General features: G+C 60.5%; 19 protein-coding genes and 1 tRNA gene. 10 read left to right on the forward strand and 10 right to left on the reverse strand.

Going from position 1 to position 24,916, the window contains the following annotated elements:
- Positions 1-58: 58 nt before the first annotated feature.
- Positions 59-1,402: a dihydroorotase gene (locus AB5Y50_RS05095; RefSeq protein ID WP_041212846.1), complete on the forward strand. Its 1,344-nt coding sequence runs from the start codon at positions 59-61 to the stop codon at positions 1,400-1,402.
- Here the strand turns inward: AB5Y50_RS05095 and AB5Y50_RS05100 are convergent.
- Positions 1,392-1,706 carry a hypothetical protein gene (locus tag AB5Y50_RS05100; RefSeq protein ID WP_041212845.1) on the reverse strand — a complete coding sequence of 105 codons (315 nt, stop codon included), beginning with the start codon at positions 1,704-1,706 and terminating at the stop codon, positions 1,392-1,394. The genes AB5Y50_RS05095 and AB5Y50_RS05100 overlap by 11 nt on opposite strands.
- A 33-nt stretch (positions 1,707-1,739) precedes the next feature.
- Here AB5Y50_RS05100 and AB5Y50_RS05105 point away from each other — a divergent pair.
- From AB5Y50_RS05105 to AB5Y50_RS05115, 3 genes are all read left to right on the forward strand, one after another.
- Positions 1,740-1,816 (forward strand) — tRNA-Pro (locus tag AB5Y50_RS05105).
- Positions 1,817-1,936: 120 nt separating this feature from the next.
- Positions 1,937-2,413, forward strand: coding sequence for a hypothetical protein (locus AB5Y50_RS05110; protein WP_041212844.1), 477 nt, complete (start codon positions 1,937-1,939; stop codon positions 2,411-2,413).
- Between the two features lie 203 nt (positions 2,414-2,616).
- Positions 2,617-3,876, forward strand: a complete 1,260-nt coding sequence (locus AB5Y50_RS05115) for a dicarboxylate/amino acid:cation symporter (RefSeq protein ID WP_041212843.1) — start codon at positions 2,617-2,619, stop codon at positions 3,874-3,876.
- A 73-nt stretch (positions 3,877-3,949) separates the two neighbouring features.
- Here the strand turns inward: AB5Y50_RS05115 and AB5Y50_RS05120 are convergent, their stop codons facing one another.
- Positions 3,950-4,396, reverse strand: coding sequence for an isoprenylcysteine carboxylmethyltransferase family protein (locus tag AB5Y50_RS05120; protein ID WP_010674336.1), 447 nt, complete (start codon positions 4,394-4,396; stop codon positions 3,950-3,952).
- Between the two features lie 179 nt (positions 4,397-4,575).
- Here AB5Y50_RS05120 and alr point away from each other — a divergent pair, with 179 nt between their 5' ends.
- Positions 4,576-5,802 (forward strand): alanine racemase, encoded by a 1,227-nt coding sequence (gene alr, locus AB5Y50_RS05125; RefSeq protein ID WP_041212842.1) that lies wholly within the window; start codon positions 4,576-4,578, stop codon positions 5,800-5,802.
- 57 nt (positions 5,803-5,859) lie between these two features.
- Here alr and AB5Y50_RS05130 read toward each other — a convergent pair whose 3' ends face one another.
- The 7 genes from AB5Y50_RS05130 to AB5Y50_RS05160 all read right to left on the reverse strand — a co-directional run bounded on the left by AB5Y50_RS05130 (position 5,860) and on the right by AB5Y50_RS05160 (position 13,661).
- Positions 5,860-6,804 (reverse strand): TerC family protein, encoded by a 945-nt coding sequence (locus AB5Y50_RS05130; RefSeq protein WP_041212841.1) that lies wholly within the window; start codon positions 6,802-6,804, stop codon positions 5,860-5,862.
- A gap of 292 nt (positions 6,805-7,096) precedes the next feature.
- Positions 7,097-8,092: a murein tripeptide/oligopeptide ABC transporter ATP binding protein OppF gene (gene oppF / locus AB5Y50_RS05135; RefSeq protein WP_010674333.1), complete on the reverse strand. Its 996-nt coding sequence runs from the start codon at positions 8,090-8,092 to the stop codon at positions 7,097-7,099.
- Complete coding sequence (locus tag AB5Y50_RS05140; RefSeq protein WP_039038983.1) at positions 8,093-9,073, reverse strand: ABC transporter ATP-binding protein; 981 nt, start codon at positions 9,071-9,073, stop codon at positions 8,093-8,095.
- Positions 9,074-9,181: 108 nt separating this feature from the next.
- Positions 9,182-10,093 (reverse strand): oligopeptide ABC transporter permease OppC, encoded by a 912-nt coding sequence (gene oppC, locus AB5Y50_RS05145; RefSeq protein WP_010674331.1) that lies wholly within the window; start codon positions 10,091-10,093, stop codon positions 9,182-9,184.
- A 14-nt stretch (positions 10,094-10,107) separates the two neighbouring features.
- Positions 10,108-11,028: an oligopeptide ABC transporter permease OppB gene (gene oppB / locus AB5Y50_RS05150; RefSeq protein ID WP_010674330.1), complete on the reverse strand. Its 921-nt coding sequence runs from the start codon at positions 11,026-11,028 to the stop codon at positions 10,108-10,110.
- A gap of 97 nt (positions 11,029-11,125) precedes the next feature.
- On the reverse strand, positions 11,126-12,745 hold the full coding sequence (locus AB5Y50_RS05155; RefSeq protein ID WP_041212840.1) for an ABC transporter substrate-binding protein: 1,620 nt from the start codon (positions 12,743-12,745) through the stop codon (positions 11,126-11,128).
- Between the two features lie 280 nt (positions 12,746-13,025).
- Positions 13,026-13,661: a YchE family NAAT transporter gene (locus AB5Y50_RS05160; RefSeq protein WP_010674328.1), complete on the reverse strand. Its 636-nt coding sequence runs from the start codon at positions 13,659-13,661 to the stop codon at positions 13,026-13,028.
- Positions 13,662-14,493: 832 nt separating this feature from the next.
- Here AB5Y50_RS05160 and adhE point away from each other — a divergent pair.
- The 5 genes from adhE (at position 14,494) to AB5Y50_RS05185 (ending at position 22,826) form a co-directional block, all read left to right on the forward strand.
- Entirely contained in the window at positions 14,494-17,169 is a 2,676-nt protein-coding gene (adhE, locus tag AB5Y50_RS05165; RefSeq protein WP_010674327.1) for a bifunctional acetaldehyde-CoA/alcohol dehydrogenase, read from the forward strand.
- Positions 17,170-17,279: 110 nt separating this feature from the next.
- A complete protein-coding gene (locus AB5Y50_RS05170) occupies positions 17,280-18,515 on the forward strand; it encodes an HD-GYP domain-containing protein (protein WP_043155725.1) in 1,236 nt (411 codons plus the stop codon).
- A 352-nt stretch (positions 18,516-18,867) separates the two neighbouring features.
- On the forward strand, positions 18,868-20,559 hold the full coding sequence (locus AB5Y50_RS05175) for a sensor histidine kinase (protein ID WP_041212838.1): 1,692 nt from the start codon (positions 18,868-18,870) through the stop codon (positions 20,557-20,559).
- The gene (gene btsR, locus AB5Y50_RS05180; RefSeq protein ID WP_010674324.1) at positions 20,556-21,260 is read left to right on the forward strand and encodes a two-component system response regulator BtsR; all 705 of its coding nucleotides are present in this window, start codon (positions 20,556-20,558) and stop codon (positions 21,258-21,260) included. The genes AB5Y50_RS05175 and btsR overlap by 4 nt, the downstream gene beginning before the upstream one ends.
- Before the next feature lie 144 nt (positions 21,261-21,404).
- On the forward strand, positions 21,405-22,826 hold the full coding sequence (locus tag AB5Y50_RS05185; RefSeq protein WP_010674323.1) for a carbon starvation protein A: 1,422 nt from the start codon (positions 21,405-21,407) through the stop codon (positions 22,824-22,826).
- 62 nt (positions 22,827-22,888) lie between these two features.
- On the opposite strand, the gene AB5Y50_RS05190 is transcribed toward AB5Y50_RS05185, so the two are convergent.
- Positions 22,889-24,532, reverse strand: coding sequence for a mechanosensitive ion channel family protein (locus AB5Y50_RS05190; RefSeq protein WP_029314351.1), 1,644 nt, complete (start codon positions 24,530-24,532; stop codon positions 22,889-22,891).
- Between the last annotated feature and the right edge of the window lie 384 nt (positions 24,533-24,916).

Genomic DNA, 24,916 nt, shown 5'->3' on the forward strand with positions numbered 1-24,916 from the left:
AAAGGGCGGTTTGCGCTATTATGACCCGCGATCACTGACAAAGGAACCGGACTCCCCCATGAACAAATTGCTTATCAAGAATGCCACCCTGGTCAACGAAGGCCGCATCTATGCCTCCGACGTCCTGATCGAGGGTGAGCGGATCGCCCGCGTCGCCCCGGACATCAGTGCCCCCGATGCCGTGGTGATCGATGCAACGGGCCGTCATCTCATCCCCGGGATGATCGATGATCAGGTCCACTTCCGGGAACCCGGCCTGACCCACAAGGGAACCATCGCCAGTGAATCCCGGGCCGCCGTGGCCGGTGGCACCACCAGCTTCATGGAAATGCCCAACGTCAATCCCCAGACCACCACCATCGAAGCCCTCGAAGCCAAATACCAGATCGCCGCCAACTCCGCCGCCGCCAACTACAGCTTCTACCTGGGTGCCACCAACGACAACCTGGAAGAGATCAAGAAGCTCGATCCCAAGCAGTCCTGCGGCATCAAGATCTTCATGGGGGCCTCCACCGGCAACATGCTGGTGGACAACCAGGAGACCCTGGCAGCCATCTTCCGCGAGAGCCCGGTGATGATCGTCACCCACTGCGAGGACACCCCGTCCATCAAGGTGCTGGAAGACGAAGCTCGCGCCAAGTGGGGCGAAGACGTGCCCATGCGCGAGCACGGCCGCATCCGCAGCGCGGACGCCTGCTACAAATCCTCCAGCATGGCGGTCTCCCTGGCCAAGCAGTACGGCGCCAAGCTGCACGTGCTGCACCTGACCACGGCGAAAGAGCTCTCACTCTTTACCGCCACCCCGGATCTGAAGGATCTCAAGGACAAGAACATCACCGCCGAAGTGTGCGTCCACCACCTCTTCTTCAACGAGGCGGACTACGACACCCTGGGCAGCCAGATCAAGTGCAACCCGGCGGTGAAGAGCGCTGCCGACCAGCACGCCCTGCTGGATGCGGTACGCAACGACGTGCTCGACATCATCGCCACCGACCACGCTCCCCACACCTGGGAAGAGAAGCAGAACAGCTACTTCAAGGCGCCCTCCGGCGTGCCCCTGGTGCAGCACTCCCTGCAGGCGCTGCTGGAGCTCTACCACAACGGCGTCTTCTCGCTGGAAACCATCGTCAAGAAGACCTCCCACGCGGTGGCCGAGCGCTTCCAGGTGCAGGATCGCGGCTACATCCGGGAAGGTTACTTCGCCGACCTGGTGCTGCTGGATCTCGGCAAGCCCTACGTGGTCACCGACAGCAACCTGCTCTACCTGTGCGGCTGGTCCCCGTTCAACGGCTACCGCTTCCAGAGCACCATCGAGATGACCCTGGTGAACGGACAAATAGCCTGGCAGAACGGCCAAGTCACCGACAAGGTATTGGGCAAGCGACTCACCTTCAACCGCTGATCTGGATGATGACCGCTTCCAGCGCGCCCTGCTTGAGATGACCCTGGTCAACGGGCAAATAGCCTGGCAGAACGGCCAAGTCACCGACAAGGTATTGGGCAAGCGTCTCACCTTCAACCGCTGATCTCGGCTTGAGAGCATCACGCCAAACGGCCACCTCCGGGTGGCCGTTTTTCCTGCAAGACAGCGGTGAGGTGCCGACAAAATGCACCACTGGTCGCACTTTGATCCGAAGTTGCTCGCAAAGCAGGCAAACGATCTCGAACCTGAATTTCCCCTGTTGACAGGGTCGGGGCATCTCCATAAACTCCCTCCCCGTCAGCCGAGCTGACTCCGTCGGTGTGTAGCGCAGCCAGGTAGCGCATCTGCATGGGGTGTAGAGGGTCGGAGGTTCGAATCCTCTCACACCGACCAAATTCCCCGAGAAAGGCCTTGTCAGACGACAAGGCCTTTTCTTTTATGGTCTTCCACCGCGATTGTCTCTCCGATCCCTTTGTGCTGTAGTAAAACCCCCTTTGCCAAGCGGCCCGCATCATGTTGCCTTCCCTTCGTACTTTCTGCACCCTTGCCCTCAGCGCCCTGCTGGTCGGCCAGCTCGCGGGCTGCGCCACCGCCTATGACAGTGAAAAATCGTTCTGGAATGGCCAGACCGGTTTTTCACAGACCCAGCTTGGCCCGGCCCGCTGGCAACTGGAGTTTGTGGGAAACGATCTGGTGGACAGGGAAACGGCGCGCAAATACGTGCTCAAGCGGGCCGGTGAGGTGGCACTGGCAAAGGGATACCCCTGGATTCGGGTCGAGACGCTGACCCTGTCGCGGGATGCCGTCAGGGTCACCCCGACCCGCCCCCAATTCGGGTTCGACGAGTACGAGCCAGACACCTTCATGGACGACATGCAGGTGGAACATCGCACCTCGGCCCTGCTCGTCTTCACCCTGGAGGCCAGCCCCCGGGACGCACAGAGCATGGAAGCCGTTTATCTCGCAAAAATTAAAATAAACAGCGATTAATACAAATAAATCACAAGATGCATATCAAATGCAGCTAACAATAGCGCAAAACTCCGAAACAAGTCACTGGATTTCCCCTTCGCGATTAGGCATGCTCCAGCACACCGGCTGTCTGGATTCCACCGCCCGGATCACAAAAAAGGACTGAGGCGGCCCCTCGCCGCCTGCACAGGCATTGCACCTATCGAAACCGGAACTCCCCCATGAAAATGAACAAGTTGACCGTTGCCATCCTCATTGCGATGTTGCTTGGCATCGTGACCGGGCAGGGTTATCGCCTGCTCGCGCCCGCACAGGCCGCAGGCTTTGCCGATGACATCACCCTGCTGACCGACATCTTCCTGCGCCTCATCAAGATGATCATCGCCCCCCTGGTGTTCACCACGCTCGTGGTCGGCATCGCCAAGATGGGTGACACCCGCACCGTGGGCCGCATCGGCGTCAAGACCCTGGGCTGGTTCATGCTCGCCTCCCTGATGTCTCTGACCCTGGGGCTGGTCATGGTCCACCTGATGCAACCTGGGGTGGGGCTCTCCCTCTCCCTGCCCGATGACGGCGCCAGCTCCGGCGTGCTTGCCACCGCCATCTCCCTCAAGGATTTCGTGACCCACGCCATCCCGAAAAGCGTGGTCGAGGCGATGGCCACCAACGAGATCCTGCAGATCGTGGTCTTCTCCCTCTTCTTCGGGCTGGCCGCCGCCGCCCTGGGGGACGACGCCAAGCCCGTGGTCAAGCTGATGGCCAGCGGCGCCGAGATCATGCTCAAGGTGACCGGCTACGTGATGAACTTCGCCCCGTTCGCGGTGTTTGGCGCCATCGCCGCCATGGTCGCCAAGGAGGGGCTCGGCATCCTCGCTACCTATGGCACCTTCATGGCCCAGTTCTATCTGGCGCTCGGCTGCCTATGGCTGCTGCTCATCGCCATGGGCAGCCTCTTCATCCGCCGCCGCATCCTGACACTGCTCGCCCTCATCCGCGAGCCCATCCTGCTGGCCTTCTCCACCGCCAGCTCCGAGGCCGCCTACCCCAAGACCCTGGACAGGCTGGAGAAATTTGGCTGTGACAAGCGCATCGCCAGCTTCGTGCTCCCCATGGGCTACTCCTTCAACCTGGACGGTTCCATGATGTACTGCACCTTCGCGGTGATGTTCATCGCCCAGGCCTATGGCATCGAGCTCTCCACGGCCCAGCAGATCACCATGCTGCTGCTGCTGATGGTCACCTCCAAGGGAATGGCCGGGGTGCCCCGCGCCTCCCTGGTGGTGATTGCCGCCACCCTCAACCAGTTCCACATCCCGGAAGCGGGCATCCTGCTGCTGCTCGGTATCGACCACTTCCTCGACATGGGGCGCTCCGCCACCAACGTGCTGGGCAACGCCATCGCCGCGAGCGTGGTGGCCAAGAGCGAAGACAGCCTGGGGGAGACCGCCCCCCTCGGCGAGGTGGACACCGCCAAGGCGTGATCCCCCCTGACCCCCATGACAACGGCCCGCTTCTGCGGGCCGTTGTCATATGCCTGATGGGGCACGCCGCGCCTCAGCACCAGCGCCTGACCTGTCGGCAATAGTCGTCATAGGCATCGCCGAATTGTCGCCGCAGCGCCTGCTCCTCCGCCAGGATCTGGAAGCGGGTAAGCCAGCCCCAGAGCAGCAGCGGCCCGAGCCACACTGCCATGCCTCCCAGATAGCACGCCAGCGCCAGGGTCCAGCAGAGCAGCCCCAGGTACATGGGATTGCGGCTGATGCGATAGACGCCCCGGGTCACCAGCACCCGGCTGCTCTCCAGCCGCTGGGGGTGCACAGTGGTGCGCTGCTGCCAGAAATGCAGAAGCGCACCGCCCCCCAGCAGGGCTCCCGCCAGCCACAGCGTGGCGACCAGCACCAGCCACAGGGGCGCCGCCCTCCCCTCACCCCGCCCCAGCCACATGGCGAGCACGATGACGACGAACAGCAGCAACGGTGGAATCCGCAACGTCAGCTTCATATTTTCTTCCTGCAACACGTGCCACGATTGACGCCGTTGAGATACACTCCCAGAGTCGGCATCTGGATAAAAAGTGAAATATATCATTAGCATAGCAACATGCTATGACCAGCCCTGCCGCAGCTCGCCTCAGCGATGAGCCCAGCCTCAACTCAAGACAATAAGAAAGGACTTGCCCCATGCACAAGAAAACACTGCTCGCGACCCTGATTTTTGGCCTGCTGGCCGGCCAGGCGGTCGCCGCCCCCTATCTGCCGCTCGCCGACGACCACCGCAACGGTCAGGAACAGACCGCCGCCAACGCCTGGCTGGAAGTGGATCTCGGTGCCTTCGAGCACAACATCCAGACCCTGAAGAATCGCCTCGGTGACAAGGGCCCGCAGATCTGCGCCATCATGAAGGCGGACGCCTACGGTCACGGCATCGACCTGCTGGTCCCTTCCGTGGTCAAGGCAGGCATCCCTTGCATCGGCATCGCCAGCAACGAAGAAGCACGTGTTGCTCGCGAGAAGGGCTTCGAAGGTCGCCTGATGCGGGTGCGGGCCGCCACCCCGGATGAAGTGGAGCAGGCCCTGCCCTACAAGCTGGAGGAGCTCATCGGCAGCCTGGAGAGCGCCAAGGGGATCGCCGGCATCGCCCAGCGCCATCACACCAACATCCCGGTGCACATCGGCCTGAACTCCGCCGGCATGAGCCGCAACGGCATCGATCTGCGCCAGGACGATGCCAAGGCCGATGCCCTGGCCATGCTCAAGCTCAAGGGGATCACCCCGGTCGGCATCATGACCCACTTCCCGGTGGAGGAGAAAGAGGACGTCAAGCTGGGGCTGGCCCAGTTCAAGCTGGACTACCAGTGGCTCATCGACGCCGGCAAGCTGGATCGCAGCAAGCTCACCATCCACGCCGCCAACTCCTTCGCCACCCTGGAAGTGCCGGAAGCCTACTTTGACATGGTGCGCCCTGGCGGTATCATCTATGGCGACACCATTCCCTCCTACACCGAGTACAAGAAGGTGATGGCGTTCAAGACCCAGGTCGCCTCCGTCAACCACTACCCGGCGGGCAACACCGTCGGCTATGACCGCACCTTCACCCTCAAGCGCGACTCCCTGCTGGCCAACCTGCCGATGGGCTACTCCGACGGCTACCGCCGCGCCATGAGCAACAAGGCCTATGTGCTGATCCATGGCCAGAAGGCCCCCGTCGTGGGCAAGACTTCCATGAACACCACCATGGTGGACGTCACCGACATCAAGGGGATCAAACCCGGTGACGAGGTGGTCCTGTTCGGACGCCAGGGTGATGCCGAGGTGAAACAATCTGATCTGGAGGAGTACAACGGTGCCCTCTTGGCGGACATGTACACCGTCTGGGGCTACACCAACCCCAAGAAGATCAAGCGCTAAGCAAATTGCCGACATGAAAAAGGGCCCCCTATGGAGCCCTTTTTTTTACTGCGCCGTTCACGCCGTCTTTTTGCGGGTCATCAGCAGACTCAGTCCCATGGAGGCCAGCAGGATCAGCGCCACCACGCCAAGGGCGATGCCGGTCGGTATCTTGAAGATATCGAGCAGCAACATCTTGACCCCGATGAACATCAGGATCAGCGCCAGGCCGTATTTGAGCAGGGCGAAGCGATCGGCCACCCCGGCCAGCAGGAAGTACATGGCGCGCAGCCCCATGATGGCGAAGATGTTGGAGGTGAGCACGATGAAGGGATCCGTGGTCACCGCGAAGATGGCCGGGATACTGTCCACCGCGAAGATGAGGTCGCTCACCTCCACCAGCACCAGGATGAGCAGCAGCGGGGTCGCGTAGCGCACACCGTCACGCCAGACGAAGAACTTCTCCCCCTCCAGCGTCTCGGTCACCTTGAAGCGACGACGCATCCAGCCGAGCAGGGCATTGTTCTCGAGATCCGGCTCCTTGTCGGCCGCCCACAGCATCTTGGCACCGGTCAGCAGCAAGAAGGCCCCGAACAGGTAGAGGATCCAGTGGAACTGCTCGATGAGCCAGCTGCCCGCGAACACCATGCCCGCGCGCATCACGATGGCCCCCAGCACCCCGTAGAGCAGGACCCGGCGCTGCAGCTCCGCCGGGATGGCGAAGTAGCCGAACAGCATCAGCCAGACGAAGACGTTGTCCACCGCCAGTGCCTTTTCGATGAGGTAGCCGGTGAGAAACTCCAGCCCCTTCTGGTTCGCGATTTCGCGCCCGGCACTGTGATCCAGCCAGAGCCAGATGGCCAGGTTGAACAGGAGCGCCACGCTGACCCAGATGAGAGACCAGATGCCCGCCTCTTTCAGGGACACCTTGTGCGCCTTGCCGCCACCGACAAAGCGGATATCAATCCACAACAGGACCAGCACTATGCTGAAGAAACCGGTCCACATCCACCATTCACCCATTTTCACTTCTCCCAAAACGACAAAACCCACGGCCGGGAGGCAGTGGGTTCGCGTTTGGAGCAGATACACCTTGCCTCTCGGCAAGGTCTCACTTACAGCCGACTTGCGTCAACTGCCCGGCTGCCGGGTGCACTGCAGGATATGGGTGCACCGTAATGACGACAAACCGGCGAGAAGTTACTCCCCTTGTAAGGCGGATAGTAGCAGCGACAACCGCTGGCGCCAAGAGAGGATTTGATGGGCAGGCAAAAAAGAGGGGCGCCACCCGGGCGCCCCTGTCACGCTCCCATCCTCAGAGCGGGTCCACCTTGAGACAGGAAACCGCGTGGTCGAAGTTGCCCTCGAGCTGGGGCCGGGTCTTGGCGCACTCCGGACCTGCCACCGGGCAGCGGGTGCGAAACACGCAGCCGGAGGGCGGATTCATGGGGGATGGCAGGTCCCCTTCCAGGATCTGGATGACCTTGCTGCGCTCCAGATCCGGATCCGGGATGGGGACCGCCGACATCAGCGCCTTGGTATAGGGGTGCAGGGGATTGGCGAAGATCTCCTTGCCGGTCCCCAGCTCCACCGCGTTGCCCAGGTACATCACCAGCACCCGATCGGAGATGTGTTTGACCACTGAGAGGTCGTGGGCGATGAAGATGAGGGAGAGACCCATCTCCTTTTGCAGGGATTTGAGCAGGTTCACCACCTGAGCCTGGATGGAGACATCCAGCGCCGAGACCGGCTCGTCACAGATGATCATCTTGGGCTCGAGGATGAGCGCCCGGGCAATGCCGATGCGCTGGCACTGGCCGCCGGAGAACTCATGGGGGTAACGGTTCACCAGGTTCGGCAACAGACCCACCTTGGTCATCATGGCGCGCACCTTCTCCTTCACCTCTTCCCTTGGCAGGGTCGGGTAGAAGGTGATGAGGGGCTCGGCGATGATGTCCCCTATGGTCATGCGGGGGTTCAGGGAGGCCAGCGGATCCTGGAAGATCATCTGGATCTCCTTGCGCTTCTCCCGCAGGGCGTTCTGCTCGAGCTTGGTCAAGTCCTGCCCAAGCCACACCACCTTGCCGTCGGTGGCCGGTACCAGGCCGATGAGGGCACGGGCGAAGGTGGATTTGCCGCAACCGGACTCCCCCACTACGCCCAGGGTCTCCCCTTCGTAGAGGCGCAGGGTCACCCCGTCCACCGCCTTCAGGGCGGAGGGCTTGGCCCAGGGCCAGGCCTTGTCACTCTTGATATGGAAGTGAACCTTGAGGTCGGACACTTCCAGCAGCAGTTTCTTGTCAGTACCCATTTAGTTCACTCCCTTGATCATGGCATCCGATACCCAGTGGCACGCCCGCTCCCGACCGTCGTTGAACGGTGTCAGGATCGGCGATTGCTGGCCACAAATCTCGCTCACCCGGTGGCAACGCTCCTGGAAGGGACAGCCGGTGGGCAAACGCAGCAGGTTGGGCGGATTGCCCGGAATGGTGGGCAGCTCTTCCCCTTCGGTGTCGAGGCGGGGAATGGCGCGCAGCAAGCCTTCGGTATAGGGGTGGCTCGGGCGATAGAAGATATCGTTGACCCGGCCGTACTCCATGGTCCGGCCTGCGTACATCACCAGCACCTTGTCGCAGATGCCGGCCACGACGCCAAGATCGTGGGTGATCATGATGATGGCGGTGTTGAACTCGCGCTTGAGCTCGTTCATCAGGGTCATGATCTGGGCCTGTACCGTCACGTCCAGCGCCGTGGTCGGCTCGTCGGCGATGAGCAGCTGCGGCCGGCACAGGAGCGCCATGGCGATCATCACCCGCTGACGCATGCCGCCGGAGAACTCGTGGGGGTACATGTTCATCCGCTTGCGCGACTCGGGGATCTTCACCGCGTCCAGCATGCGCACCGACTCCTCGAAGGCGGCAGCCTTGGTCATCCCCTTGTGCAGCATCAGCACTTCCATCAGCTGATCCTTGACCTTCATGTAGGGGTTGAGCGACGTCATGGGGTCCTGGAAGATCATGGCGATCTTCTCGGAGCGGATCTTGTTGAGCTTGTGCTCCGGCAGATTCAGGATCTCGTCCCCCTGAAATTTGGCCGAGCCGGTGATGACACCGTTCTTGGCGAGTAGCCCCATGATGGCAAAGGCAGTCTGGGACTTGCCTGAGCCCGACTCCCCGACGATCCCCAGGGTTTCGCCGGCAGAAAGAGAAAAGTTGAGGTCGTTGACGGCCACCACATTGCCGTCCGGGGTCTTGAACTCGACCCGCAGATCTTTCACATCCAGTAATTTCATCTCAGTACTCCTTATCGCGCTGTCGTGATGGGGGCCTGCCCGTGGTGAACGCGGTGCGTTCCCTGAACGGGTCTGATGGCCCCTTGGCGTCTTGCCGGTCCCTGGGTATCAGCGATCCTTGGGATCCAGGGCATCACGCAGACCATCCCCGAGGAAGTTGAAGCAGAACAGGGTCACCACCATGAAACCGGCGGGGAACAGGAGTTGCCAGATGGCCACTTCCATCGACTTGGAGCCTTCATCCAGCAGGGCGCCCCAGCTGGTCATGGGCTCTTGCACGCCCAGACCCAGGAAGCTCAGGAAGGATTCGAACATGATCATCCCCGGCACCAGCAGGGTGGCGTAAACCGCCACTATGCCGAGCACGTTGGGCACGATATGACGGGTGATGATCTTCCACTTGGAGACGCCGCAGACGTGGGCCGCCTCGATGAACTCCTTGCTCTTGAGACTCAGGGTCTGGCCGCGCACGATCCGCGCCATGTCGAGCCAGCTCACCGCGCCGATGGCGAGGAAGATGAGGGCCAGATTGCGACCGAAGAAGGTCACCAGCATGATCACGAAGAACATGAAGGGGAAGGCGTTGAGGATCTCAAGCACGCGCATCATCAGGCTGTCGACGCGACCGCCGATGAAGCCGGACGCGGCGCCGTAGAGGGTGCCGATGATGACAGCCACCAGGGCCCCCATGATGCCGACCATCAGGGAGATGCGTCCGCCGAGCAAGGTACGCACGAACAGGTCGCGCCCCAGGCTGTCGGTGCCGAACCAGTGGCCGGTCTCCATGTCCGGGGCACTCTGCATGGCCCCCCAGTCCGGGTCATCGAACGTGTACTGGGACAGGTGGGGCCCCACGATCACCGCCAGACCGATGATGGTCAGGATGATGAGGCTGGTCAGGGCCGCCTTGTTGCGCAGGAAACGGCGACGGGCATCCTTCCACAGGGAGCGTCCTTCCACCACTTCCACTTTCTGGGCGAACGCCTCGACGGCTTCGCGCTTTTCAGTTGTGACTACCATGATGAACTCCCGGCTTAGTAACGGATCTTGGGATCGATGACGGCATAGAGAATATCGACCACGGCGTTAAAGGTGATGGTGAGGGCGCCGACCAGAATGGTCAGACCGAGCACCATGGAGTAATCACGGTTGAGGGCACCGTTGACGAACAGCTGGCCGATCCCCGGCAGGCCGAAGATGGTCTCGATGACCACGGAGCCGGTGATGATGCCCACGAAGGCCGGTCCCAGGTAGGAGACCACCGGCAGCATGGCCGGGCGCAGCGCGTGCTTGAGGATGATGTGACGCAGGGGCAGCCCCTTGGCGCGGGCGGTACGGATGAAGTTGGAGTTCATGGTCTCGATCATGCTGCCGCGCATGATGCGGGAGATGGCGGAGATGTAGTACATCATCATGCCGAACACCGGCAGTACCATGAACTGGGCGCCGCCCCCCTGCCAGCCTCCCGCCGGGAACCAGCCCAGATAGATACTGAAGAAGAGCACCAGCAGCGGTGCCAGCACGAAGCCGGGTATCACCACCCCGGCCATGGCCGACGACATCAACAGGTAGTCGATGAGGGTGTTCTGTTTCAGGGCCGCAATGGTGCCGAAGGTGACCCCCAGGGTCACTGCCAGCAGGAAGGCGACCGAGCCTATCTTGGCGGAGACAGGCAGGGCCTGGCTCACCAGATCATTGACGGTGAAGTCCTTGTATTTGAAGGAGGGCCCCAGATCCCCCTGGACCAGGTTGCCGAGGTAAGTGAGGTATTGCATGCCGATGGGCTTGTCCAGGCCATATTTGGCTTCGATGTTGGCCAGGACTTCCGGCGGCAGGGCGCGTTCGCTGGTGAAGGGGTTACCCGGGGCGAAGCGCATCATGAAGAAGGAGACGGTGATCAAGACCAGCAGAGTCGGGATCGCTTCCAGTAGACGTTTAAGGATGAATTTCAACATAGACATTTCCTGTCCTGTACTGCTTCCAAAGGGTCGCGGTTGTAATAAAGGCCCGCCGTCTGGCGGGCCCTGCTTGTTATGCGACTTGTTTCTTTACTCAGTGAGCAACGATGTACATGTCTTTGCTGTAGATGTTGTCCAGCGGGTTGGCCGGGTAGCCGCCCACGTAGGGCTTGACCATGCGGGAGGTCACGTACTGATAGATGGGGGCGATCGGCATGTCCTTGGCCAGGATCTCTTCGGCCTGGACATAGAGCTTGTTGCGCGCCTCGGCATCCACCTGGTTGCGGGACTCGCTCATCAGCTTGTCGAACGTCGGGTTGGAGTATTTGCCGTCGTTGTTGCCGTGAGTGGTCTGCATCAGATCCAGCATGGAGGAGGCTTCGTTGTAGTCCGCAATCCAGCCGGCGCGGCCCACGTCGAAGTTACCCTGCTTCTTGGTCTCCAGGTAGGTCTTCCACTCCTGGTTCACCAGGCTCACCTGCACGCCGAGCTTCTTCCACATGGAGGCGACGGCCACGGCCACCTTTTTGTGGTTGTCGTCGGTGTTGTAGAGCAGCTCGAACTTGAGCGGCTTGCCCGGGCCGTAACCGGCTTCGGTCAGCAGCTCTTTCGCCTTGGCATCGCGCTCTGCCTGGGTCAGCTTGGACCAGGCCGGCGCCACCGGCTTGAAGCCATCTACAAAGTCAGGCACGAGCGTGTAGCCCGGGGTTTCGCCCTTGCCCATCACCTTGTCGGCGATCACGTTGCGATCGATGGCATAGGAGAGGGCGGTACGCACCCGCACGTCGTCAAACGGCTTGTGCTTGAAGTTGTACTGGTAGTAGTAGGTGCCCACATAGCCGCTGACCTTTACTTCGTCCGGCAGCTCTTTCTTCATCTGCTTGAAGCGTTCGATGGGCATGTTGTAGGTCAGATCCACTTCGCCAGCCAGATAGCGGTTCAGCTCGGCGTTGGTGGACTGGATGGGCAGGTAGGTCACCTTGTTGATGACGGTCTTGCCGTTGTTCCAGTAGTTGGGGTTGCGCTCGACGTCGACGCGCTCGTTGACCACCCAGTCCTTCAGCACGTAGGCGCCGTTGGATACCATGTTGCCGGGCTGGGTCCACTTGTCACCGAACTTCTCGATCACCTTCTTCGGGACCGGATAGGTGGTGGTGTGGGAGAGCATGCTGACGAAGTAAGGCACCGCCTTCTCCAGCTGCACCTCGAAGGTATGATCGTCCACCGCCTTCACACCCAGAGTGTCGGCCGGCTTCTTGCCCGCGATGATGTCGGAGGCATTGATGATGGTCGGGATCTCCATGTACCAGGAGTAGGGAGAGGCCGTCTTGGGATCCACCGCGCGCTGGAAGGCAAAGACGAAGTCATGAGCGGTGACGGGATCCCCGTTGGACCACTTGGCATCCTTGCGCAGGTGGAACACGTAATGTTTGTTGTCCTTGGTTTCCCAGGACTCGGCGACGCCGGGCAGGGTCTCACCCTTGGGGCCGGAGGAGACGAGACCTTCGAACAGGTCACGCAATACGTTGGATTCGGGGGTACCTTCCACTTTCTGGGGATCCAGGGTGGCGGGTTCGGAACCATTGCCTTTCACCAGGGTTTGCTCGGGAGCAAGCTTGGTACCGGCGGGGACATCGGCGGCGTGAGCCAGGGTGGCGCCACCGAAAAGTGCAGTCAATAAAAGGGTATTAATAATTGTTTTTCTATGAGTCATTTCCATACTCCAACAAGAACATTCCATGCATTTGTTATCCACGAGACAAACACCTCGCTGCCCGCATAATTCCCTGACAATTCTGATAATGCAATAGATATCATCAGGAACAGGCCGCTTTCATGGTCAAAAAAACAACTTAAAACCATTTATTCAGCATTTAAATATCCCGCAGCGGTCATTTTTCGTACAAGGCAGCTCGATTCTAGGAAATGACCAACAAAAAAGAAACAATAAAAAGCCGGTCACAAGGACCGGCTCCGACAAAAACGGACCTGGCTCACACCAGACCGGGGAAGACTCCCTTGATGCCCGCCACGATGATCTCGATGCCAAGGGACATCATGATGAGACCCATGATACGGGTCACCACGTTGATGCCGGTGTTGCCCATCAGCTTGAACAGCAGGGGAGCGGCGCGGAAGATGAGCCAGGAGCAGCAGGCAAACGCCACCACCACCACGAACATGCCGGCCATCTGGGGCAGGGTCTTCTGGCTGGCATAGACGATGGAAGAGGAGATGGCACCGGGTCCGGCCATCAGCGGCAGAGCCAGGGGCACCACGGCAATGGATTCACGCGCAGCCAGTTCACCCTTCTCCTGCTTGTTGTGCTTCACCTCCCCCAGCTTGCCCTGCAGCATGGACCAGGCGATCAGGGTGATCAGCGAGCCACCGGCAATGCGAAACGATGCCAGGGAGATGCCGAAACTGTCGAGGATGAGCTGTCCCATGCACATGGAGACCATCAGGATGATCATCACGGCAATGTGGGCGGTGGTGTTGGTCTTGCGTCGCTCCTCCGGCGACATGTGGCCCGTCAGGCTCACAAAAACCGGCAACAGACCCAGCGGGTTGATGATCGCAAACAGGCCGACGAAAAATTTCAGGTATAAAGAGAAGTCTATTGCTGCCATAGGCGCCATCCAGAACCAATACGAGCCACAAGGGGCCAACCCCCAAACTACGCGTAAATTTACACCATGGCTTTTCCCTTCTCCAATCAAATAATCTCACCCTTACCGGGGCTTTTTAGTTAGTTCCGCTAATGTATCGACAAAATTCAACATATCGGGTTGTTAAGGGAGAGAGGTCGCCATTAACATCGCCGGGTGCCATGGCAGCGCGTTATATCAACCCTCAGCCAAGAAACGATATTTTCGGTAAATGGCACCCTTGCTTCTCACCACGCCTGCTTGCCGCCCCCACCCGCTCCTGTGACCCCGATTTTGGCCTTTCTCACCCTGGTGCGGCGCCAGTGGGGCCGGCTGTGAAGAGGTGACATGCTCCCTGCCACCGCCAGATGTGCTGTTTCGCCAGGGCGACTGGATGAAAACAACAACCCCTTTCTCAACATAAATGAAACGTCAGGGGAGTGGACGTTCTGCCACCATCACGGCAATGCCACCTCCCCCCATCCCGGTCAAGGCGAGAATTCATCGGATCCCCTTCCCTGAGCAGATATTCCAAGGGCGCATGACAGCAGCTCGTGATGCCAAGAAAGGATGACACACTCCCGTAACATAGTGGTGCGACAAGGGGTGAAACAAAATTTCTTTTGTTCTTTTGTTACATATGATCCAGATCAATCTTTTCTGACACATCCCGACCCTATAATCGAGCCAGAAAACAGTTTACTAAGGCATGTAAATACCCCGTTATGGTGATTCTCGCCTTGACAAGGTGGCTATAATTGCCGGGCATTGCCAAGGTCTTACTAAACAGTTTTCAAATCATCAGGAGATAAACATGGCAGTAACCAATTTGGCTGAACTGGATGCACTGGTTGCCCGCGTCAAAGAAGCACAGCGTCAATTCGCCAGCTTCTCGCAAGAGCAGGTAGACAAGGTCTTCCGTGCCGCCGCCCTGGCCGCCAGCAACGCCCGTATCCCCCTGGCCCAGATGGCCGTGGCTGAATCCGGTATGGGTATCATCGAAGACAAGGTCATCAAGAACCACTTCGCCTCCGAATACATCTACAACGCCTATAAAGATGAAAAGACCTGCGGCATCCTGAGCCAGGACGACGAGATGGGCACCATCACCATCGCCGAGCCGGTAGGCATCATCTGCGGTATCGTACCGACCACCAACCCGACTTCCACTGCGATCTTCAAGGCCCTCATCTCCCTGAAGACCCGCAATGCCATCATCTTCTCCCCGCACCCCCGCGCCAAGAACTCCACCAATACCGCTGCCAAGCTGGTACTGGATGCAGCCGTGGCTGCCGGTGCGCCGAAAGACATCATCGGCTGGATTGATCAACCCTCCGTCGAACTCTCCAATGCCCTGATGCGTCACGACGACATCAACCTGATCCTGGCCACCGGTGGCCCGGGCATGGTGAAGGCCGCCTACTCCTCCGGCAAACCCGCCATCGGCGTGGGTGCGGGCAACGTGCCCATCGTCATCGACGAAACCGCCGACGTGAAGCGTGCCGTCGCCTCCATCCTGATGTCCAAGACCTTCGACAACGGCGTGGTCTGTGCCTCCGAGCAGGCTGTCATCGTGGTCGACTCCATCTACAACCAGGTCAAGGAGCGTTTCGCGACCCACGCCGGCTACATCCTCTCCAAGGACGAAGCGGACAAGGTGCGTAAAGTGCTGCTGATCAACGGCGCCCTGAACGCCGACATTGTGGGCCAGCCGGCCACCAAGATCGCCGCCATGGCCGGTGTGACCGTGCCTGCCACCACCAAGATCCTCATCGGTGAAGGTCTGGAACTCTGCGCGGAAGACGAGTTCGCTCACGAGAAACTCTCTCCAACGCTGGGTATGTTCCGTGCCAAGAACTTCGAAGAAGCCGTCGAAATGGCCTGCGACATGGTCAACATCGGTGGTATCGGCCACACCTCCGGTCTCTATACCGACCAGGATCGCAATGCCGACCGCATCAAGTACTTCGGCGACAAGATGAAGACCGCCCGTATCCTCATCAACACCCCCTCCACCCAGGGTGGTATCGGTGACCTGTACAACTTCGCGCTGGCCCCGTCCCTGACCCTGGGTTGCGGCTCCTGGAGTGGTAACTCCATCTCCGAGAACGTCGGTCCCAAGCACTTGATCAACAAGAAGACAGTCGCAAAACGGGCAGAAAATATGCTGTGGCACAAACTTCCGAAATCCATCTACTTCCGTCGTGGTTCCCTGCCGATCGCCCTGGGCGACCTGGAAGGCAAGAAGCGCGCCATGGTGGTGACCGACCGATTCCTGTTCAACAACGGCTATGCCGATGAAGTGGTTCGCCTGCTCAAGAAGCTGAACATGGAAGTGGAGATCTTCTACGAAGTGGAAGCCGACCCCACCCTGTCCGTGGTCCGCAAGGGCGCCGAGATGGCCAACTCCTTCAAGCCGGACGTGATCGTCGCCCTGGGTGGTGGTTCACCCATGGATGCCGCCAAGATCATGTGGGTCATGTACGAGCACCCGGATACCGCGTTCGAAGACCTGGCCATGCGCTTCATGGACATCCGCAAGCGTATCTACAAGTTCCCGAAAATGGGCGTGAAGGCCGAACTGGTCTGTATCACCACCACGTCCGGTACCGGTTCTGAAGTGACCCCGTTTGCGGTCGTGACCGACGACGCCACCGGCATGAAGTACCCGCTGGCCGACTACGAGCTGACCCCGAACATGGCCATCGTGGATGCCAACCTGGTGATGGGCATGCCCAAATCCCTGTGTGCCTTCGGTGGTATCGACGCCGTGACCCACGCCATGGAAGCCTATGTCTCCGTGCTGGCCAACGAATACTCCGACGGTCAGGCGCTGCAAGCCCTGAAACTGCTCAAAGAGTACCTGCCGTCCAGCTACATCAACGGCGCCAACGACCCGGTTGCTCGCGAGAAAGTACACAACGCTGCTACCATCGCCGGTATCGCGTTCGCCAACGCCTTCCTGGGTGTGTGCCACTCCATGGCCCACAAACTGGGTGCCGAGTTCCACATTCCGCACGGCCTGGCCAACGCCCTGCTGATCAGCAACGTCATCCGCTACAACGCGAACGACAACCCGACCAAGCAGACCGCGTTCTCCCAGTACGACCGTCCGCAGGCTCGCCGTCGCTACGCCGAAGTGGCTGACCACCTGGGCCTGACCGCTGCAGGTGACCGTACCGCCGCCAAGATCGAGAAGCTGCTGACCTGGCTGGACGAGCTGAAGGCCACCCTGGGGATCCCGGCCTCCATCCGCGAAGCCGGCGTGAACGAAGCGGACTTCCTGGCCAAGGTAGACCAGCTGGCGCTGGAAGCCTTCGATGACCAGTGCACCGGCGCCAACCCGCGCTACCCGCTGATCACCGAGCTGAAAGCCATCCTGATGGACACCTACTACGGCCGTCCCTTCATCGAGGAAGCCCCTGTTGCCGCCCCGGTTGCAGCCAAGGTCGACACCAAGGTGGACAACAAGAAAAAATCCAAGGCCTGATAAACGCCACGGATGACAAGAGCCCGCGCACATGCGCGGGCTTTTTTGTTTGTCTATCTGTTTAATTTTGCTAGCTTGTTGATAGGCAAATTCGACAGAAGAGCTAGTCCATGGCGCTGATACAGGCCTCCATCGAGCAGTTGAGAGTCGGCCACTACATCCATCTTCCCACGGGATGGACGAGCCACCCTTTCATGTTCAACGCCTTCAAAATCAAGGACCAGCAGCAGCTCGACATCATCCGCCACCTCGACCTGACCCTGCTGATGGTGGATCCCGACAAGAGCGATCTGCCGGTAGAGCCCCTGCTGCGGGCCGAACCCGTTCCCTCTCTTGAGATGAGCGACACCGGGGATACCGCCCCCTCTTCTGAGGGCCCCACCTTCGACGAAAAGGCGTTCAGGCGCTCCCTTCGCATCGCGGACAAGGCGTTCGGTCAATCCCTGTCAGATCTTCGCGACGCCCTTGGCGCCCTCAACCTCAAACCGGACGAAGGCCTGGCCAATACTGCGCAGATAGTGCGCAGCACCGCCGCCCGTCTGGCAGAACACCAGGGGCCGCTCGGTCTGCACCTCATCCGCAACCAGAACACGGATACCCTGCTGCAACACAGCCTGAGCGTGGCCTTCATCGCCATGCTGGTGGCACGGGAGCTTGGCATGAATCCCGTCGAGATCGAGGAGACCGGTCTGGCGGGCCTGATCCACGACATCGGCGAGCTCAGGATCCCGAGCCAGATCATCCAGAAGCGGGGGGAGCTCAGCAAGGCGGAGCAGAATTTCCTCAACATGCACCCCCAGTACGGACTGGTGATGCTCAACCAGTTGCAGGCTTTCGAACCCAGGATCCGTGAGGTCGCCTACCTGCATCACGAACGCCTCGATGGCAGCGGTTTTCCCCTCGGGATCAAGGGCGACAAGATCCCCCCCCTCGCCCGCCTCATCGGGCTGGTGGATCACTATGACGAGCTGCTTCACCCGCGCAGCGGCCTCAACCCGCCGGGGCCCAGCCAGGTGATCGGCCAGCTCTACAAGCTCTCCCAGAAGAAGTTCGAGCAAACCCAGGTCAGGTTGCTGATAAAGGTGCTGGGGGTCTATCCACCGGGTTCCCTGGTGCGCCTGGATGACGATGCCCTGGCCCTGGTGCTCTCCACCGAGCCCAGCATGCCCCTCAGACCCAAGGTGCTGCCCTACCTCAAGGGGCAGCGGCCGGAAGGAGTGGCCATGATCGATCTGCGGGAAGATGCGCGAAGCATCGTCGCCACCCTCAGACAGGAAGAGCTGGACGACGCACAACGCGCTTTTTTCGGTCTGGGTCGGCGGGTCTGTTACTATTTCGCCTTCTGAGTTATCCCCAGAAGCTGGGGATAACTCATTGGACAAACCTGAATAATTGCTCAGGTCCCCTCGAAATCGTCCACCATTGGAGCTGGATAAAAAACGCCCAGCCGATGGCCGGGCGGAGCATGCCACCTCCGTGTGGCGTATCCGGTGGATACCTTCATGCTCGCATCAGCAATATCAAGCGGGCATCGATTACACAAATATCAATTTAACGTGCTGATTTTATATGGTTTTATTTTTCCATTCTGGCAAACTGCCGCAGCGTTCAGCCCGCAGCCCGCATCAAGACGGGCTCAGGCTCACCCTGCGTCATGACAACGCCCGGCTCCGGCGTGGTGTTTGAGGAAGCTTTTTTATGCAACTAGTCCTCTCTCTGCTCCAGCAGATGAGCGTCAGCCTGGTCATCGCCTACCTTTTTTCCAAAAGCCCCCTGTTGCGTCCCCTGGCCAACTACTCCGTCAGGCTGCCCCACAAGGTGCTCATCTATGTCATCTTCTCCTGCTTTTGCATCCTGGGAACCTATGTGGGCCTCGACATCGATGACGCCATCGCCAACACCCGGGCGGTCGGTGCCGTACTGGGGGGACTGCTGGGCGGCCCCCTGGTGGGATTCCTGGTGGGGCTGACCGGCGGCCTGCACCGCTATACTCTGGGGGGGTTCACCGATCTCGCCTGCGCCATCTCCACCACCTGCGAGGGGCTGTTGGGGGGGCTGGTGCACTGGCGGCTGATGCGGGCAGGCAGGGTCAATGACCTCTTTGCACCCAGGGTCGCCTTCTTTACCACCTTCGTGGCCGAGATCATGCAGATGGTGATCATCCTGCTGGTCGCCACCCCCTTCGACAAGTCCCTGCTGCTGGTGCGCACCATCGCCACCCCCATGATCCTCGCCAACTCCTGCGGGGCGGCGCTCTTCATCAGCATGATCCGCGACCAGCAGCGGATGTACGAAAAGTTCTCCCGGGTCTTCTCCGCCAAGGCGCTCACCATCGCCAACCGTACCGTCGGCATCATGAGCCAGGGGTTCACTCCGGAGGCCAGCGGCAAGATAGCCCATATCGTTCAGGAAGAGACCGGCGTCGGCGCCGTCGCCATCACGGACACCGACAAAATCCTCGCCTTCATCGGCACCGGGGAAGATCACCACAAGCCGGGCACCCCCATCACCTCGGCGATCACCCTGCAAGCCATCGCCCAGAACAAGGTGCTGTTCGCAGATGGCAACAGCCAGCCCTATCGTTGCAGCATCTCCCCCCAGTGCCAGCTCGGCTCCGTGCTGGTGATCCCCCTGCAGGGTGACGAGGGGGTGATCGGCACCATCAAACTCTATGAGCCCAAGAAGCGGCTCTTCCTCAAGATCAATCACACCCTGGGAGAAGGGATCGCCAACCTGTTGTCCCAGCAGCTGCTGGCAGGCCGCCTGGAGCAGCAGCAGCGCCTGCTGGTGCAATCCGAGCTCAAGCTGGTACAGGCACAGATAAACCCCCACTTCCTGTTCAACACCCTCAACACCATCAGCGCCATTACCCGCCGCGATCCGGGACGGGCACGGGAGCTGCTGCTGCACCTCTCCCGCTTCTTTCGCAACAACCTCAAGCGCCAGAGCGGCCTGACCACGCTGCGTGAGGAGCAGGAGCACTGCCTCTCCTACCTGGAGATAGAGCAGGCCCGCTTTGGCGAGCGGCTCACCGTCATCAACGAGATCCCGCCCCACCTTGCCGAGGTGCAACTGCCGAGCTTCACCCTGCAGCCCCTCATCGAGAATGCCATCAAGCACGGCATCTGCTCCCTGCTGGGAGAGGGGCGACTTCGCCTCTTCGCGAGGGAAACCCCCGAGGCGATCACCCTTTGCGTCGAAGACAACGCCGGGGCCTGGCAGCCATCCGGCCAGGGGGATGGTCTGGGGATGAGCCTGGTGGACAAGCGCCTCAAGAGCGCCTTTGGCGAGCGCTATGGCATTGACGTCCAGTGGGAGCCGGAGCAATGGACCCGGGTCTCCCTGACACTCCCACGACAACCCCGCACCACCGCCAAGGAGATGACATGATCCGCACCCTGATCGTCGATGACGAGCCCTATGCCCGCGAAGAGCTGGCAGAGCTGCTGGCCAGCGATCCCGACATCGAGATCCTGGGCATGGCGGGCAACGCCATCGAGGCGCTCGGCCTCATCCAGCAACTCAAGCCGGATGTGGTGTTTCTCGATATCCAGATGCCCAAGCTCAGCGGCATGGAGCTGGTGGCCATGCTCGATCCCCTGCCCCGCATCGTCTTTGTCACCGCGTTCGACGACTACGCCATCCAGGCCTTCGAGGAGAACGCCTTCGACTACCTGCTCAAGCCGGTGGAGCCGGCGCGCCTCGCCAAGACCCTGGCGCGGCTCAGGCAGGACATCACCCCGCAACCGGTCGGGACCCTGGCCCCGACCATCCACCATATCCCCGGATACCTGCACAACCGGGTGCGGCTGCTCCCAACCTCCCAGGTGGAGTACGCCTTCTCCGATCTCGGCGGCGTCCATGTCGCCTGCCAGGGCGAGCTGTTTCACACCCAGCTCACCCTCAAGTCCCTCGAGGAGAAGACCCCGCTGCTGCGCTGTCACCGCCAGTATCTGGTGGCCCCGGCCGCCATCTTCGAAATCCGTTTGCTGGAGAATCAACTGGCGGAGATCGTGACCCCGAGCGGGGCCCGGGTACCGGTCAGCCGCCGCTACCTCAAGGAGCTAAAAGACGAGCTGGGACTGGAATAAAGCGGGGCGCGATGTGCGCCGGATCACAGCGGGCAACCACTCGGGTCGCCATGTCGCCGCTCACCCCCTTTCACCTGCCGTTAACAGAAGTCCCCACCTACACTGGCTGCGCACACCAAAAAATAACAAAGCAGGAGCGTAGCAATGATCTGGTTCTTCCTCTGTGTCGGCTTGTTGATAGCCGGCTACTTCATATACGGCAAATTCATCGAACGGATATTCGGGCCCAAACCCGAGTTGAAGACCCCCGCCATCACCATGGCGGACGGGGTGGACTATGTCCCCATGTCGGACAAGAAGGTCTACCTGGTTCAACTGCTCAACATCGCCGGCGTCGGCCCCATCTTCGGCCCCATCCTGGGTGCCCTCTATGGTCCGGTCGCCATGCTCTGGATCGTCTTTGGCTGCATCTTCGCCGGTGCGGTCCACGACTATTTCTCCGGCATGCTGTCGGTACGCGCCAGGGGCGCCTCGGTGCCGACCGTGGTCGGTGAGCACCTGGGCACCGCCGCCAAGCACTTCATGAACCTCTTTGCCGTGGTGCTCCTGATGCTGGTGGGCGTGGTCTTCGTCCTGAGCCCGGCGGGCCTGCTCGCCAACCTCACCTCCACCGATCTGGTCTACTGGATTGCGGCCATCTTCGCCTACTACATCCTCGCGACCATCGTCCCCATCGACAAGATCATCGGCCGCTTCTACCCCATCTTCGGTGCGCTGCTGGTCTTCATGTCGGTCGGCCTCATCATCGGCCTCATCGTCTCCGGCAAGGGCTTCTACAACACCGGGATGGACTTCTCCAACCTGCACCCGACGGATCTGCCGCTCTGGCCGCTGCTGTTCATCACCATCGCCTGTGGTGCGGTCTCCGGTTTCCACGCCACCCAGTCCCCGCTGATGGCGCGCTGCATGCAGAACGAGAGCTCCGGTCGCTTCATCTTCTACGGGGCCATGATTGGGGAAGGCATCATCGCCCTCATCTGGTGCACCCTGGGTCTCTCCTTCTACGACAGCACCGAGGCACTCAACGCCACCCTGGCCAGCGGCGGCCCCTCTGCCGTGGTGCACGAAGTCTCCACCAGCCTGCTCGGTACCGTGGGCGGCATCCTGGCGATCCTCGGCGTGGTGATCCTGCCCATCACCTCCGGTGACACCGCGTTTCGCAGCGCCCGCCTCATCGTGGCGGACTTCCTGAACCTGACCCAGAAGCCCATGGCCAAGCGTCTGCTCATCGCCATCCCCATGTTCATCCTTGGCTTCATCATCTCCAAGGCAGAGTTCGGGGTGATCTGGCGCTACTTCGGCTGGGCCAACCAGACCACCGCCGTCATCATGCTGTGGGCTGCGGCCGCCTACCTCATCAAGGAAGGCAAGCTGCACTGGGTATGCACCATTCCCGCCATCTTCATGACCGCAGTGGTCATCACCTACCTGGCCAACGCCCCCATCGGTTTCGGCCTCGAGATGAATGTTTCCACCATCATCGGTCTGGTGAGCACCGCCCTCATCACCCTCGCCTTCCTGGTAAAATTCAGGCCCTCCCAACTGAGAGAGGCCAAGGAGAGCTGAGGCATCAGCTTCTCTTCATGACAAGAGGCCCGGCATTGCTGCCGGGCCTCTGCTTTTTGTGGTCACTCTCTGGCGGGGGGCTCGGCGGAATCGGGCGCCCGGGCCGGCGCCTGATACCACTGCTCCCTGGCCACCAGCACAGCCTGTTCCGGCTGGGCAATGAAGTTGGGGGACATGATCTGCACCCCGAACTCGTTGAAGACATCCTGAATATGGCCATGGAGCTCCGTCTTGACCACCGCAGGGAGTTCGCTTGCCTTCATCCTCACCTGCAACTCGTACTCCACATACCAATCCTGCAGATGCAACTGCCGCACCAGGGGAGCTTCATCCTGATTGAGCCGGGTGCAGCGCCGCGCGGCCAGCTCCAGCATGGCATGTACCTGACGCCAGGGGGTGTCATAACCGATGGTCACCTTGGTCAACAGGGCCACTCCCTTCTCGCCCGCCAGCCGTGTCAGGTTCACCACCTTGCCCCCCACCACCACTGCATTGGGCAGCGTGACCTCGTGATCCTGGCGCGTCACCAGCTTGGTCGAGAGGGCATTGAGCTCGCTCACCATCCCCTCCACCTCGCCGATCTGCACCAGATCCCCTGGCCGCAGTGCGCGGGAGTAAATGAGCACCAGGCCGCTCATGGCATGGTTCATGATACCGGCCGATCCCAGTGTCACCATCAGACCGAAGAAGACGCTGATCCCCTTGAAGGCATCGGAATCCGCACCCGGCAGATAGGGGTAGGCCACGGTCAGGGCAAACAGCCAGATCACCACTGACAGCAGTCGCCGGGTGGCGCCTATGGTCTCGGCGTGCAAACCCTGCACCCGAAACTGGCCACGCTCGATGCGGTCGAAGAGGATGGCCAGCATCTTGATGAAGAAACGGGTGATGACCACGATAAGCAGCACGGTTACCAGACCGGGCATGGCGGCAATCATGCCCTCCAGCATGTCGCCACACAGGGCAAACAGGGATTCCCCAAGCTGATAGCTCCAGGCCCGGGTCTGGGGGAACAGGCCGAGCACATAGGTCAGCCAGCCATAGGTGAGCATGAAGATGAGCAGCAGCGTGATGAGGCCGAGCAAGCGGACCTCGACATTCCCGGTGACCTGGCGCCAGGAGTGGGGGACCAGCCCCTTCTGCAGCAACAGGCGGTTGGCCAGCCACTTTCTGACTCGCCGATGCCCCCGCTGCAACAGCCAGATGAGGCCGAAGAAGATCAGGCTGACCACCACCGCCAAGCCGACGGCTCTGAGCAAATAGGGGGTCGAGTGCAGCTCGAGATACTTGATGCGCACGCCGTCGAGCCGATGCAGGACACGTTCGGCCGCCTGATCCAGGGTCAGCTCGTCGAATTCATCAAGGTCCCCTTCCAGCAGCACCAGAATGCGCTTGCCATTGACCAGAAACTCCCGGCTCTCCTGGCCGTGTCGACTGCCTTTCGTCACGGCCACAGGCGTCATGAGGTCGCTTGGCTCCATCCGCTGAACTCGCTCATGGGCCAGCCGTACCCTGGCCGCCCCATCCAGGTTGCCATATTTAGCCGTCAGCATGACGATGGGTTCATGAAGCAGGACCAGGGTCTGTGCCAACTCCTGCTCATTGGGCTCCATTCTGGGTTCGGCGGTCCAGCCGAGGCGGGACCACAACAGGCAGATCAGCAACAGGCCAAGCCGCCATCCTTTGCCACTGCACCATTCGTTCATCAGGTTCACCTCTCACCTTGCCCGGGCATCCATTGCTGCTTGATTTTATCTAACCAAATCAATTTTGTGTGTTAAATGAGCAACCGATGAACCATGCCTGTACCGCCACACCAACTCTCCGATTGCAGACTTGCACCGACGGCATATGCTGTCATTATTGCCGAAGCCTCGACTCGACAATCGAAGCATTGTTAGCGACTCAGACGGGAGAAATCGATGGTACTTGACTACATTGCCCTGGGGATCCTGGTGTTTGTCGTCTTGGTCATGTTCTTTGACATCCTCCCCAACCTTAGCGCTTCGCGTCACAGGAGGGGGATTCCCATTACTGGGTGATAGCTGCTCGCGCAGTACCGGGTTCCTGCTTCATCGGGCGGCCTGATT

The organism is Aeromonas sp. s6 (assembly GCF_040907815.1).
Lineage (GTDB): Bacteria > Pseudomonadota > Gammaproteobacteria > Enterobacterales > Aeromonadaceae > Aeromonas > Aeromonas caviae.